This window comes from Sphingobium yanoikuyae (assembly GCF_013001025.1).
GTDB lineage: Bacteria > Pseudomonadota > Alphaproteobacteria > Sphingomonadales > Sphingomonadaceae > Sphingobium > Sphingobium yanoikuyae_A.
Window position 1 is genome coordinate 222523 of sequence record NZ_CP053022.1, and the last position, 12655, is coordinate 235177.

At 63.8% G+C, this 12655-nt stretch carries 12 protein-coding genes; 8 read left to right on the forward strand and 4 right to left on the reverse strand.

Annotated elements, in window-relative coordinates; genetic code table 11:
• Positions 1–11: 11 nt before the first annotated feature.
• From HH800_RS26305 to hutC, 5 genes are all read left to right on the forward strand, one after another.
• Positions 12–1718, forward strand: coding sequence for a copper resistance system multicopper oxidase (locus HH800_RS26305; RefSeq protein WP_017501293.1), 1707 nt, complete (start codon positions 12–14; stop codon positions 1716–1718).
• Complete coding sequence (locus HH800_RS26310) at positions 1715–2701, forward strand: copper resistance protein B (protein WP_026109204.1); 987 nt, start codon at positions 1715–1717, stop codon at positions 2699–2701. Before HH800_RS26305 ends, HH800_RS26310 begins: the two co-directional genes overlap by 4 nt.
• Positions 2695–3936 carry an MFS transporter gene (locus HH800_RS26315; protein WP_017501295.1) on the forward strand — a complete coding sequence of 414 codons (1242 nt, stop codon included), beginning with the start codon at positions 2695–2697 and terminating at the stop codon, positions 3934–3936. Before HH800_RS26310 ends, HH800_RS26315 begins: the two co-directional genes overlap by 7 nt.
• Before the next feature lie 68 nt (positions 3937–4004).
• On the forward strand, positions 4005–4442 hold the full coding sequence (locus HH800_RS26320) for a DUF411 domain-containing protein (RefSeq protein ID WP_017501296.1): 438 nt from the start codon (positions 4005–4007) through the stop codon (positions 4440–4442).
• 191 nt (positions 4443–4633) lie between these two features.
• Positions 4634–5323, forward strand: a complete 690-nt coding sequence (hutC, locus tag HH800_RS26325; RefSeq protein WP_230588639.1) for a histidine utilization repressor — start codon at positions 4634–4636, stop codon at positions 5321–5323.
• A gap of 3 nt (positions 5324–5326) precedes the next feature.
• Here hutC and HH800_RS26330 read toward each other — a convergent pair whose 3' ends face one another.
• The 4 genes from HH800_RS26330 to HH800_RS26345 all read right to left on the reverse strand — a co-directional run bounded on the left by HH800_RS26330 (position 5327) and on the right by HH800_RS26345 (position 10780).
• A complete protein-coding gene (locus HH800_RS26330) occupies positions 5327–6061 on the reverse strand; it encodes a PepSY domain-containing protein (protein WP_004213137.1) in 735 nt (244 codons plus the stop codon).
• Positions 6058–6762 (reverse strand): PepSY domain-containing protein, encoded by a 705-nt coding sequence (locus HH800_RS26335; protein ID WP_004213138.1) that lies wholly within the window; start codon positions 6760–6762, stop codon positions 6058–6060. Before HH800_RS26335 ends, HH800_RS26330 begins: the two co-directional genes overlap by 4 nt.
• 10 nt (positions 6763–6772) lie before the next feature.
• A complete protein-coding gene (locus HH800_RS26340; protein ID WP_169863482.1) occupies positions 6773–9475 on the reverse strand; it encodes a TonB-dependent receptor domain-containing protein in 2703 nt (900 codons plus the stop codon).
• 738 nt (positions 9476–10213) lie between these two features.
• Entirely contained in the window at positions 10214–10780 is a 567-nt protein-coding gene (locus tag HH800_RS26345) for a TetR family transcriptional regulator (protein WP_015449258.1), read from the reverse strand.
• Between the two features lie 69 nt (positions 10781–10849).
• On the opposite strand from HH800_RS26345, the gene HH800_RS26350 reads away from it, so the two are divergent.
• From HH800_RS26350 to HH800_RS29225, 3 genes are all read left to right on the forward strand, one after another.
• Positions 10850–11680 carry an SDR family oxidoreductase gene (locus tag HH800_RS26350; RefSeq protein WP_017501299.1) on the forward strand — a complete coding sequence of 277 codons (831 nt, stop codon included), beginning with the start codon at positions 10850–10852 and terminating at the stop codon, positions 11678–11680.
• A gap of 251 nt (positions 11681–11931) precedes the next feature.
• Positions 11932–12417 (forward strand): hypothetical protein, encoded by a 486-nt coding sequence (locus HH800_RS29220; protein WP_016743853.1) that lies wholly within the window; start codon positions 11932–11934, stop codon positions 12415–12417.
• A gap of 57 nt (positions 12418–12474) precedes the next feature.
• Positions 12475–12594 (forward strand): CorA family divalent cation transporter, encoded by a 120-nt coding sequence (locus HH800_RS29225; RefSeq protein ID WP_016743852.1) that lies wholly within the window; start codon positions 12475–12477, stop codon positions 12592–12594.
• Positions 12595–12655 lie beyond the last annotated feature (61 nt).

Below are 12655 nucleotides of genomic sequence, written 5' to 3' on the forward strand. Positions count from 1 at the left end.
AAGTACAGTTCATGTCTCCCTTACATATCCGCCCGATCGCGCGGCGCCGTTTCGTCCAGGGGCTGGCGATCGGCGGCGCGGTCGCCGGTTTCGCCCCGGCGCTTCTCGCGCGATCCGCCCCAGTCTCGCCCGCTGAGCTGAGCGGGACCGAGTTCGACCTCGAGATCGCCGAGCTGCCGGTCAACTTCACCGGCAAGCGCCGTATTGCGACCGCCGTGAACGGCAGCGTGCCCGCGCCGGTCCTGCGTCTGCGCGAAGGCGACACGGTCACGCTGCGCGTGCGCAACGGCCTCAAGGAGATGTCGAGCATCCATTGGCACGGCATCATCGTGCCGGCGGAGATGGACGGCGTGCCCGGCATCAGCTTTGCCGGCATCGCGCCGGGCGAGACCTTCACCTATCGCTTCGAGGTCCGCCAGAGCGGAACCTACTGGTATCACGCTCACACGCTCGCCGAGCAGACGGGACTCTATGGAGCGATCATCGTGGAGCCGAAACAGGCGCCGACGGCGCGGGCGCCCGATCGCGACTATTGCATCGTGCTCAGCGATTGGTCGGACGAGCCGCCGCTGCAGATCTTCCTCAATCTCAAGAAGCAGAGCAGCTACTATAATTTTGCGCAGCCGACCGCCGGCGATTTCCTCAAGGATGCCGGCGCCATGGGCCTTGGCAGGGCGCTCGAGCGCCGGCGGATGTGGAACAGCTCGCGGATGAACCCGACCGACTACAGCGATGTCTCTGCCGCGACCTATACCTATCTGATGAACGGCGCGCCGCCCGCCGGCAACTGGACCGGTATCGCCGCGCCCGGCGAGCGCGTGCGCCTGCGCTTCGTCGGGGCGGGGACGGCGACGTTCTTCGACGTGCGGATCCCGGGGGTCGAGCTGACGGTCGTATCGACCGACGGGCAGCCGGTCGAACCGGTCACGGTCGAGGAATTTCGGATCGGCCCGGGCGAGACCTACGACGTCGAGTTCACCATGCCCGAGGGCGGCGCCCGCACCATCTTCGCGCAGGCTATCGATCGGAGCGGCTATGCCCGTGGTACGATCGCACCAGCCCCGGGCATGGCGGCAGCCGTGCCGCCGCTCGATGCCCGGACCTGGCTCGAGCCGGTCGACATGATGGGCGCGATGGCGACGATGGGCGCAATGGGAGGCGACGCGCATGCCGGGCACGGCATGATCGAGATGCCGGCCAGGGCACAGCACGCCCGCACCGAATATGGCGCCAATACCGACATGCGCGTCGACTATCCGCGCACCAATCTCGACGATCCGGGCGCGGGCCTGCGCGGGCGCGACTGGCGCGTGCTGACGCTGGCCGACCTGCGCACGCCGGGCGGCGATCCCGACCCGCGCGAGCCCGAGCGCGATATCGAGCTGCATCTGACGGGCAATATGGAACGGTTCATCTGGTCGCTCGACGGCCTCAAGCTCAACGATTCCCGGCCGCTCCATTTCAGGCCGAACGAGCGGCTGCGCGTCACCTTCGTCAACGACACGATGATGGCGCATCCGATGCATCTGCACGGCATGTGGAGCGATGTCGAAGGCCCGGACGGCGCCTTCCAGGTCCGCAAGCATACAGTCGTGGTCCAGCCCGCCCAACGGGTGAGCTTCCGCGTCACCGCCGACGCCTTGGGTCGATGGGCCTTTCACTGCCATCTGCTCTATCACATGGCGGCCGGCATGTTCCGGGAGGTGGTGGTCGCATGATCCGGATTTTCCCCTCGCGCGGCATCGCTCTTGGCGCTGCCCTCTTCCTGGCGCCGGCGATCACGGCTCCCGCTCTCGCGCAGGATGCCTCGCCCCCGTCGCCCGCCACCACCCCTGCCCAAACGGCCACTCCCGCTCCGCACGCCCCTTCCGCGCAAGGCTCTCAGGACCATGCGGGCATGGGCATGCCGGGCATGGATATGACCGACACGAAGGCGTCCGGTAACGGCGCCACGATGGACATGGGCTCGATGCAGGGTGGCAAGGCCCCGCCGGACGCGCGCAACTCGGACGATTATGCCGACGGCTACCGCAACTCGACGCTGCCGGGCTATGAGATGGCCGACAAGCTCTCGATCCCCAAGATACTTGTCGATGAGCTCGAGTTCACCAGCGGCAACGAGGGGCAGGGCGTGGGCTGGACCGTGCTCGTCACCAAGGGTCAGGACAATGACAAGCTCTGGCTGCGCAGCCAGGGGCTCAAGAACTCCCGCGACCAACGTCTCGATCCGGAAAGCAGCGTCGAGGCGCTGTGGTGGCACAGCAAGAACCCGTTCTGGGGCACGCTGCTCGGGGTCAGGCAGGATCTCGGCAAGGGCGCGACGACGTGGCTGGCCGCCGGCGTCGAGGGACTGGCGCCTTATTGGTTCGACGTCCAGTTCACCGGCTATGTAGGAACCGATGGGCGTCTCGCGGCGCGCGCCAAAGCCTCCTATGAGGTCCTGTTCACCAATCGGTTGATCCTTACGCCGCAGGTGGAGACCAATATCTATTCGAAGCGGTCGGGCGATCGGCAGCTCGGCAGCGGCTTCAGCAATGTTGAGCTGAGCGGACGGTTGCGCTACGAGGTGTCGCGCAAGTTCGCGCCCTATATCGGCTTCGTCTGGGAGCGCGCATTTGACGGCACGGCCGATTTCCGTCGCCTGCGCGGGGAAGGGCCTTCCGAACACAGGCTGGTGATCGGCTTGCGCGCCTGGTGGTGATCCGGGGATGGCGACTTGAGGGATCGACCGCGAACGCGCCGCGTTACAAGGCTGGATCGCAAGCCAACGGTCGCTGGCCGGCCTCTTTTTTCGTCTTGCTGCTCGCGGCGGCTGCGGCGTCGGCGGGACAGACGGCCATTCTCGCCTTCCTTCCGACACTGGTCGACCCGGCTCGTGGCGCGCTATCGTCAAGCGCTCATGATTTTCATGTCGCGAGCCTGACCGCGGTCCACCCCCTGGCTGCCTTGCTGGCGGCGCCGCTCTGGGGCTGGATCGCGGACCGGGTCGACTATCGGGCGATGTTGCGCGCAGCGCTGGTCATCCTCGCGCTGGTGACCGCGCCGATCGGCCTCGTCGGGCTGCCTGAGCTTTATGCATTGCGCCTGGTGGCGGGGATGGCGGCGGCCGCCATCATACCGCTGGGATTGCTCTGCGCGAGCTTTGCCGCAAACGGGCGCGCGGACCAGGCGCGGCGCTTCACCTGGCTGACCGCCTTCGTGTTTCTGGGCGATCTCGCCGGTCCGCTGGTGGCGGAGGTCTCGGCCGCGATCCTGCCCCGCGCTCCCCTCATGATCCTCGCTCTCGGCATCGGTGCCGTCGGGGCGGCGCTTTGCGCCGTTCGTCTGCCGCGCTGGTGTGCACCTTGCATCGATGGCGGAGACCTGCCCGCGCCGACGCTCGGCGCGACGCTGATCCTGCTTTTCGTCACGATCGTCGCGGGCGGCGGGCTGGCGGCGATGCATGTCAATCTCCTGGTGACGCGGAGCGTCATTTCGCTGAGCCGCGAAGAGATCGCCTGGATGCTCAGTCTCTGCGGATTGGGCATGCTGGCAGCACAGATCTTCCATGCGAGGCTCGATTGGCTGGTGACCATGCCGAGGCGGCTTGCGGGGCTGACGCTCGGCCTGCTGGCTGCGGCGCTCTTCCTGTTCCCTGTCGCCGCGAGCATGGCCGAACTCAGTGGGATCATCGTTGCTGCCGGCTGGAGCTCGGCAACCCTTCGATTGGTCACCAGCTTCTGGATCAGCGGTGCGGCAGCCCCTTCGGGTCTGAAGCTCGGTCTCCAGCATTCCGCCGCCAGCATCGGGCAGGCGCTCGCGCCGCTGGCGATCGCCGTCGTCGCTCCCGGGGCGCAGCACTTAGTCTTGTGGGGGATTGGTGGTCTGTCGCTGGCGCTGCTTGTGTCCTTGCCGCTCGCCTGGAGGCCGCGCGCCATCGTGAAATCTTCAGCGTGATGAGGGGTAGGGGGCATCAATGCGTATAGATCATTAGGAACCCTATCGCATGCTTCCGGGAGCCGTTCATGAAGACCCGTCTTTCTGCCGCCTTGCTGTTCCTCGCCCTGCCCGGCGCAGCGCTTGCGGCGAATGATGTCGTCGTCCACCGGGACCCGGGTTGTGGATGCTGTGAGAAGTGGGCCCAGGCGCTTCGCGCGAAGCTGGGCCGCACGGTCGTCATGCGCGACGATGCGTCGCGCGGGGCGCTTCAGCGGAGGGCCGGCATGCCGGGCACGCTGGCATCCTGCCACAGCGCGATGGTTGATGGCTATCTGATCGAGGGCCATGTCCCGCTCGCCGATATCAAGCGCCTGCTGGCAACCCGTCCCGTAGGCGTCAGAGGCATTGCGGTGGCGGGGATGCCGATCGGCTCGGAGGGCATGGAAGTGGCAGGCGCCGCCCGCCAACCCTATGCGGTGGTGTCGTTCGGCAGTTCGGGCCAGAAGGTCTTCGCGCGGCATTGATCACGCACGCCTCGGCTCTCGCTGGTGATTTCCTGTTTGAATGACTGGGACTTGCTCGCCCCCACCTGTATAGTCATTTGATGCATGCTCCCGCTCGCCCCCATAGCCGCGCATCCGCTCCCCGGACGAAAGCTGCTTCTGTGGGCGAACCCGCGGTCGACGCTGCCGGTGCGGAGAAGCAACCTCGCTATGTGGCGATCAAAGACAGCATTTTCGAGGACATCCGGGAAGGTCGCCTGAAGCCCGGCGACCAGACGCCGTCAGAGGCCGAGCTCGTCGAGACGTTCAAAGTCTCGCGCATGACCGCAAACCGGGCGTTGCGGGAACTGCAATCGGCCGGTGTCGTGGTACGGCGGGCGGGGCGGGGCAGCTTTGTCGCCGAGCCCCGGCCGATCGGGCAGCTGATCGAGATCCGCAACATCGCGGAGGAGGTGCGCGGCAGGGGCCACGCCTATCGCGCGCGCGTCATTTATAATATCGAGATACGGGCTGATGCGGAAAGGGCAGCTCTGCTGGAAGTCGGCTTGGGCACGCGCCTCTTCCATTCGCTTATCGTCCATCACGAGACCGAATTCCCAATTCAGGTCGAGGAGCGCTTTGTGCTGGCATCTGCTGCGCCACGCTACGGAGAGAGGGATTTCAGCGCCTCGACGCCGAATGAATATCTGACACGTGTTGCCCCGCTCGAGCGAGTAGAGCACCGGGTGTGCGCGGCGATGCCGGATACAGCCATGCGAACAATGCTGGGCCTCGCTGAAGGAGAACCAGTGCTAATGATGACGCGCAGAACCTGGAGTCGCGGACGTCTCGTATCGCACGCTTGGCTCACGCACCCGGGCAATCGGTTCGAGCTATCGGCGGCTTTTTCTGTTGGGACCTAGCGATCAGCCCGCGCCCAACTTGACGGCCGATTTGCGCCTGCGCCGCAACCATCGCACGTCGGCGCGACTGAAGCTCTTAAACAGCAGGTAGAAGCCCGTCCCCGACAGCCACAAAGTACCGAACGCAACGAAGACGATCAGCGGGTGATTGAAGCTGGTGCGGTTCACATAGTCCATATTGTGGAGCATCCAGAAGAAATCCCAGGTGCGCCATGTGTCGCCGCGCATGACCAGGAATCGGCCGGTGTCGGCGGAGATGTAGGCGCTGCTGTTCTCTGCGTCCGCGAAATCCAGTCGCCACATGGTGCCTTCGTGCTCGCGCGCTTCCACATTCGGTTCGGCGAGCAACGTTGCCTTGCGGATCGGTGCTTCATTCACCATCGTCGCGACGTCGCGCGCGACCTGCTCGTCGACCCGAACCGGGGCGCCGCTCGTCGCGTCGATTAGCCGCGTGCCCGTGGTGGATCGAAGCTCGTAGACGGGGCGTGTGGCAAGGGACCGCAAGGCGATGCCGAGCACGGGACCATCAAGAGCGAGCTTTGCCGGCGCAATATAGTCACCGGCAGGTAGGGCGTGCTGATGGCTGGCCTGCGCACTGTGTCCGCCGACCTTCTCCTGATCGAGCAAGGCCATCATCGAGCCGCTCAGAGCCCAAAGGAGAAACTGCACGCCCAGGATCAGGCCGACCCATTTGTGGATGCGCCGAAAAAAGAGCGGGGTGAACCGGATTTTCTTCATGCCTTCTTCTTCCTGCGCCGCGGGAACGACCAAAGCAGCAGCCAAGCCCCGGCCAGCGCCATGGCAAGGGCACTCCAGGTCGCCACGCGCAGCAGCGGATTGTTGACGTCGGAGCGATCGTCATAGTCCATGATGTGCAGCATCCACGCGAAATCGAACACGCGCCACAGCGCATGGCGGCGCGAGATCAGCTCACCGGTCTGCGGAGAGAGATACAGGGTTGGCCGGTTCCAGGCATCGAATTCGACCTGCCAATAGGGAGGCTTGCGCGCCTGCATTTCCAGTGGCGCCGTCGTCAGCAGCCGGGCTGCGACGATGTCCCCGGTGCCGCTGTAGATGCGCCGAGCGGCGGCGCGGATTTGTGCCTCGCTCAAATCGGGGATGGGCTGTCCCGAACCTGCATCGAAGAGTCTTGGACCACCCGGGGTTTGCGCGCGCCAGACGGGCTGATCCATGAACCGTTGCAGGCGGATCTCGGACGCGTCGGGAGCCGATTGAACAATCCGCGCCGGCGGGACGAAGCTCGCAAGGTCGATGGGGGCGACGACCGGTGGGCGGACCAGATCGTCGCCATGGATGATGTCGATATGGACGGCCACCATATAGAAGCCGGTCAGCGTCCAGAGCAGAACCTGGACGCCGACGATCAGGGCCAGCCACTTGTGCGTCCGGCGGATGACCAAAGGCCAGCGAATTGCCATGTGCTGCCCTTCAGAACGCGGTTCGGAAGCCGGCGTAGAAGCGCCGTCCGAGCAGATCATAGGTCATCGTGTCGGTGTTGGCATCGGTGAAGCTCTGGATATAGGGCGCCTTGCGGTCGAACAGATTATCGGCCCCGATCTGGAAACGTGTCTTCTCGTCGATCGCGAAGGCAAGCTGAAGATTGTGGTAGAAGACGTTCGGCGTGCGGTAGCCGATGTCGCCGGCCGATGCGTTGAAGTCGGTCGCCTTGCCGATCCATTGTGTCGACCAGGTCGCGCTGATGCCGTCCTTTTCCGCCGTCAGCACGCCATAACCACGCCATTTCGGATAGCCGCCATTGCCGCCCCCGATAAACCCGTCGAAATAGATCGGCGCGCCGCCGGAGAAGGGGTTTACGACATATTTGTTGAGATAGGTCATGTTGAGATCCAAGGAGATCTTCACCTCGCCCACCGCACCACTGTACACCAGACCCAGATCGAGACCATTCATCTCCTCGCGGCCGGTGTTGATGGGCTGGGCGGAGAGGTAAGTGACCTCGCCGGTCAGCGCGCTGCGCGTAAAGTCGCTGCAGAACGGGTGCGACAGGTTCTGGCTCGCATAGCAGACTGCGAGCTTGGTCGAGCCGGGAATGGCCCGGATCGCGTCCTTGATCTTGATGTCGAACCAGTCTGCCGTCAGCGACAACCCTGGGATGATGCCGCGCGGCGATATCACCGTACCAACGGTCCAGGTCGTGGAGCTTTCGGGCCGAAGGCTCTGGTTACCGCCCACTGTGGTGAGGATCGTGGTGCCGAGCTGCGTATAGTTGGCCGGCACACCGGACGCCTGACAATTGGCGATCAAGGTCACGTTGCCGCTGGAGGTGTAGCGCGAGCAGGGATCGGTCGTGGTCAGATTGCCTTCCGAGACGCCGCCGAAAAGCTCCGGCACGTTGGGAATGCGAAAGCCCGTCCCATAAGTGCCGCGCAGACGGATGCTGTCATTGACTACCCAGTCGGCACTGAGCTTGTAATTCCAGTCGCTCCCGAAGAGATTATAGTCTGAGTAGCGGACTGCGCCATCGAGCGTGAGCGCCTTGGCGAAAGCTGTGTTGGCAAGCACCGGCACCGATAGCTCGAGATAGGCTTCCTTGGCGGTGCTCGAGCCCGAAATAGGATCCTGCTGATTGACGTTCGCCACGCCGAGCACCGTCAACGGGTCGGGATCGCGCCAGCCTTTTTCGCGCCGATAGACCACGCCGGTGGCGAAGGACACCGCGCCGGCTGGAAGGGAGAAGAGATCGCCGTTGAGGTCAGCCGTGACCGTGCCGAGTTCGTTGCCTCCGCGATCGCGCGAGGTGAACAGAATATAATCCAGAACCTGAGGTGTCAGGTCTCCGAACCCAAGATAGTCACCGCAGGGGATGGCCGCGCCCGCCGTGCTGGAGCATTTGCTCCTGTCGAGCGTGTTCGCGACGCGCTCGAGATTGGCGATGTTGGTCGAGCCGTCGACGGCCGTGTTACGCCCGAAGCTGCCCGCGACTTCCCAGGCCCAGTCGTTCGCCAGCTTGCCGCGCAGCCCGAAGGTGCCTTGCCAGGTATCGGTCTCCTGGAAGAAGTGGCGCGCGCCGGGTTCGGCGAGGCGGCGCTGGGCCAGGACCAGGTTCTGGCCGGTCGGATTGGTCGGATTGCTGGCTGGTATCGAGAGATTGCGCAGCGTGCCGGGTGTCGCGATCTGATTCGACTTGCGGAACGTATAGAGGAACTCGCCGAACGCCTGGATACCGTCGGTCAGCGCATAGTCCGCGAAGAAGGCCGTGCTGACGCGCTCGACTGGGCTGACCGCATTGAGAAACGGGTTCGAGTTGAAGTTGTGCTTGGCGGGACTGTAAGGCTCGTAGAAGTTCCCGTTCCCTCCGGGTACCTGGTTGAAGTTGATCTGTTGGCCGTTGGGCAGCACCGCGCGTCCGCCGATCGTCGAGGCGCTGTTGACGCAGCTCAGCGAGCCCGGCGTCGTTTCAGCGAGCGAGCAGGGCGCACGCGAGGCCATGTTGACGGCGCTGGTCTTCTGGTAGGTGACTGCTGCCATGAACCCGCCACGATCGTTGCGAATGCCCCAAAGTAGGTCCGCGGTGAGATCGGAGCCGTCGCCGCGCTCGGTAATGCCTTGTCGGACGCTGAGACCCAGGCCTTCATAATCGGTGCGCGTGACAAGGTTGACCACGCCGGCCATGGCATCGGCCCCGTAGATAGCGGACGCGCCATCCTTGAGGACATCGGTGCGTGCCAGCGCCACGACCGGGATCATGTTGAGATCGGGTGAGGAATTGGCGCCGGTGCCGCCCGCGACGAGGCGTCGGCCGTTGAGGAGCACGAGTGTGCGCTTGATGCCGAGGCCGCGCAGATTGACCTGAGCAGTGCCATAACCGTTGTTGGTCCAGTAGGCCGATGTCTGGTTGCCCGCGAAGCCGGCATTGGCCGGCAAACGCTGCAAGGCGGTTTCGATATTGACGATGCCGGTATTTTGGATCTGCTCGGCGGTGACCACGGTGGCCGGTCCAACCCCGGCCAGATCCTGCCGACGGATTCGTGAGCCGGTAACGACGATGTCGCTGTCATCCCCCAGGACTTGTGCTTTTGGCTGCGGTGTCGGATCGGCCTGAGCGAGAGCCGGCGCGGCGTAGCCCGCGACGATGGCGGCGCTGCCGAGCAGGGCCATCCTGATGGTCATGTGCAATCCCCCTGACGTTTTAGAACAGCCACAGACAACATCAGTTGTATATACAGGTCAACAGTATTTTTCCTGTTTTTCCAATACCTTATTCTCGTGAAATTTAGATATAGATATAGCTATAATACGCACGCCAGACGTCGAACCCTCATGACTGAAGAGATATTTTTGCGAGCGCTCATTTGCAAAGCTGCTGAGATAGGAGATCGAATATCATATCGTAATACAGCCTCGCACGCTTCGATTTGATGATCGGGACATTTGGCCGGCAAGAATGCGAAGCGGCATGATAACATGTTATTGGTGTCGGCGTGATATACCTAGGTATAGCGCTAGAGATGCTCCGGGAACATTAGTCCTTTGCTGAGCTTGCACGCGCCAGCGAAAGTAATACCGATGCGGACCGCATTTGATCCTCGTTTCCTGGATGTGTCGCGCCTTCTTCCGGATTGAGCCGCAGGTTCGCCTTTTGAGGCAGATGAAACGACTCCTGACGAAACGTCGTGCGACGAGTCCGGCGACCTGAGATCGTCGCGCAGCCACTGGGTCACTTGGCGATGATCCAATCCGGTTCGGCAGTGGCGGCGCAGTCCTCGAACGTCGATCGCATCCGCGGAGCCGACGGGCCGGCTTGTGCATGAGCCGCCCTGATTTTGCCGCTGGGCAGTACGGCAGGTTGCGAAAAATGCTTGCTGTGTCCCGGTCGGCGCGCGGGCGTGCAGCTCGCGCCTCGCACGATCACACGCGCAGCAGTCGCCCCACCGCCCGCATGATCGTCGCCCGGCGCGCCGCGTGCTCGGCAGCGTCGCGTGCAGCTCCGGTCATGCACCAGAGCTGGGTGAGGGCGGCGACAAGCCGGACGACATCCAGGGGCGTGAAGTCGGCGACGATCCGCCCCTCGGCCTGCGCCGCTGCGATCCCGTCCAGCTTCTCCCCGAGAAGGACCTCGCCGGCCGGGAGCATCAGAACATCCTGGCCACGCTCCAAATGATGCCAGGTCAGCAGCCTCCACAGGCGCGGGCGTTCGACCAGCAAGTCATAGGTGCGCCCCGCATAACCCTCAAGATCATTGGGATCGAAGCGATCGGCCTGCGCCGCGTCCATCACTTCCTGCGTCAGCGCGGCATCGAAGAGCGCCTCCTTGTCCCCGAAATAGGTGTAGAGCATCGGCTTGCTGATACCCGCCGCCTGCGCAATCCGGTCGATCCGCGCGCCCGCCAGCCCATGGGACGCGAACTCCTCGGTCGCTGCAGCCAGGAGCGTCTCGCGGCTCTGTGCGGCATTCCGCCGGGTTCGTTGCTTCATCACACCTCCAAGCATTGACGCATTCCAGGTTTCAAGTTACCTACCAGTTGGTAATATATGGAGTAACATATGTCCAATCACTGGTTTCTCACGGGCGCGTCCAGCGGCATCGGCCGCCATCTGGCTGAACTGATCCTGGCCGCTGGCGACGACCTTACCGCGACGGCCCGCAAGCCCGAAAGCCTCGATGATCTCGCGGCGAAATATCCGAGCCAGCTGCGCGTCGAAGCGCTCGACGTCACGGTCAAGGACGATATTGCTGCGGTCGTGGCCCGGGCGCAGGCGCGTCGACCCGTCGATATTCTGGTCAACAACGCCGGCGGCGGCGTGATCGGCGCCACCGAAGAGATGTCGAACGCCGAGGTCGAAGGCCAGATCGCGCTCAATCTCATGGCGCCCATCCACATCACCCGCGCCTTTGTCCCCGCCATGCGGCTGCGCGGGAGCGGCCGGATCATCCAGATCTCCAGCGCTAGTGGTCAGGGCTCGCTTCCGACGAGCAGTCTCTATCATGTGGCCAAATGGGGCCTGGAGGGCTTCAGCGAATGCCTCCGCCAGGAGCTTGAACCCTTCAACCTGTTCGTGACACTGATCGAGCCGGGCGGGGCGCGCACCAGCTTCAGCCACAATCTGCAATTCGCCAGCGAGATCGCCGCGTATCGCGATACGCCCGCCGGCCATATCCGCAAGATGTTCGAGACCGCCGGAAACGAGCTCTACACGCTCGACCCGCAAAAGATCGCGCAAGCAATCGTTGATGTCGCAACCAGCGACCATCCGCCGCTGCGCGTGACTCTGGGGGGTGACGCTTTCGGCGTTGTCCAGGCGGCGCTGCAATCGCGGCTCGCCTTTCTGCAGTCCCAGGAAGCGCTCGCGCGCTCGGTCGCTTTCGACAGTTGAGCTTTTCCGTCTTCCAGCTTTCGTCTCCGCGCGGTGCGACGCGCCTCACCGGGGCCCGGCAACCCTGTCGTCAGCGCCGTTATCCGATACTTAGGTATAGTCATCCGACACGATTGCAGAGGCGCCACACGGGCAATCGCTTGGTACCATCGCAAGAGAGGAAAACCCTCGCGGTCGCCAATCAAGGGTGCGCAGACCTTCGCAGTCTGCGTGCCCTTGATGTGGCAGCGCGCCGCCCCGCCACGCGCGTCATGAACGGGAGCGGCCTTCTGCGAAACCCAACGCTCCGCCGCATTTTCTATAAGCTCTCGCTCGAATTGCTGCGCGCCGCCTTCTTCTTCCTGCGATTGGGCTTGAAGAATGACGAGTGTTTGTGCGCGCGTCTCAATAGGCGAGGCACACGGCTTCCGGTCGCCGCCGCCGTTCTTTGTCACAATGGCAAACGGCTACGGCCGGCGACCCTGATCGATCCGGCGTGCGAGCACGTCGGCAAGGATGACTTCGTGTGGATCAAAATGTCCCAGCCCAGCGAAACAGAACTTGCCGACATCGCCGGGAATTACGGCCTTCACCCGCTTGCCATGGAAGGTGCCGACAACGGCCACCAGATTTCGAAGCTCGACGATCACATGCTCAGGGTTGAGAGCGCCATCACCGGCATCCGCGACATCCTGATCTCGGTGTTCGAGGCGAGTCACCTGCTCGAACAGCAGCGCCAAGGTGCGATCACCCGTTAGCTTGCCGCCCGGGCTGCGATCCTCGCGGTGCCTACCGCGATTGCCGGAATCTACGGCATGAATTTCGAGAATATGCCCGAACTGAAGACGCAATGGGGATATTTCGTCATCCTCGGCGTCATCGCTGCGGTCTGCATTGGGCTCTACATCCGGTTCAAACGTAGCCACTGGCTTTGACGGCGCAGATCGGCTTTCCACATCGCGCCGGGCTGAGGCTGCCGGGGGCCGGCCGCCATAA

Bases quoted from the DNA above. Each gene is read 5' to 3' on its own strand.
- HH800_RS26305 (WP_017501293.1), top strand. From the start codon at position 12: ATGTCTCCCTTACATATCCGCCCGATCGCGCGGCGCCGTTTCGTCCAG.
- HH800_RS26310 (WP_026109204.1), top strand. From the start codon at position 1,715: ATGATCCGGATTTTCCCCTCGCGCGGCATCGCTCTTGGCGCTGCCCTC.
- HH800_RS26320 (WP_017501296.1), top strand. From the start codon at position 4,005: ATGAAGACCCGTCTTTCTGCCGCCTTGCTGTTCCTCGCCCTGCCCGGC.
- HH800_RS26330 (WP_004213137.1), bottom strand. From the start codon at position 6,061: ATGAAGAAAATCCGGTTCACCCCGCTCTTTTTTCGGCGCATCCACAAA.
- HH800_RS26335 (WP_004213138.1), bottom strand. From the start codon at position 6,762: ATGGCAATTCGCTGGCCTTTGGTCATCCGCCGGACGCACAAGTGGCTG.
- HH800_RS26340 (WP_169863482.1), bottom strand. From the start codon at position 9,475: ATGACCATCAGGATGGCCCTGCTCGGCAGCGCCGCCATCGTCGCGGGC.
- HH800_RS26345 (WP_015449258.1), bottom strand. From the start codon at position 10,780: ATGAAGCAACGAACCCGGCGGAATGCCGCACAGAGCCGCGAGACGCTC.
- HH800_RS26350 (WP_017501299.1), top strand. From the start codon at position 10,850: ATGTCCAATCACTGGTTTCTCACGGGCGCGTCCAGCGGCATCGGCCGC.
- HH800_RS29220 (WP_016743853.1), top strand. From the start codon at position 11,932: ATGAACGGGAGCGGCCTTCTGCGAAACCCAACGCTCCGCCGCATTTTC.
- HH800_RS29225 (WP_016743852.1), top strand. From the start codon at position 12,475: ATGAATTTCGAGAATATGCCCGAACTGAAGACGCAATGGGGATATTTC.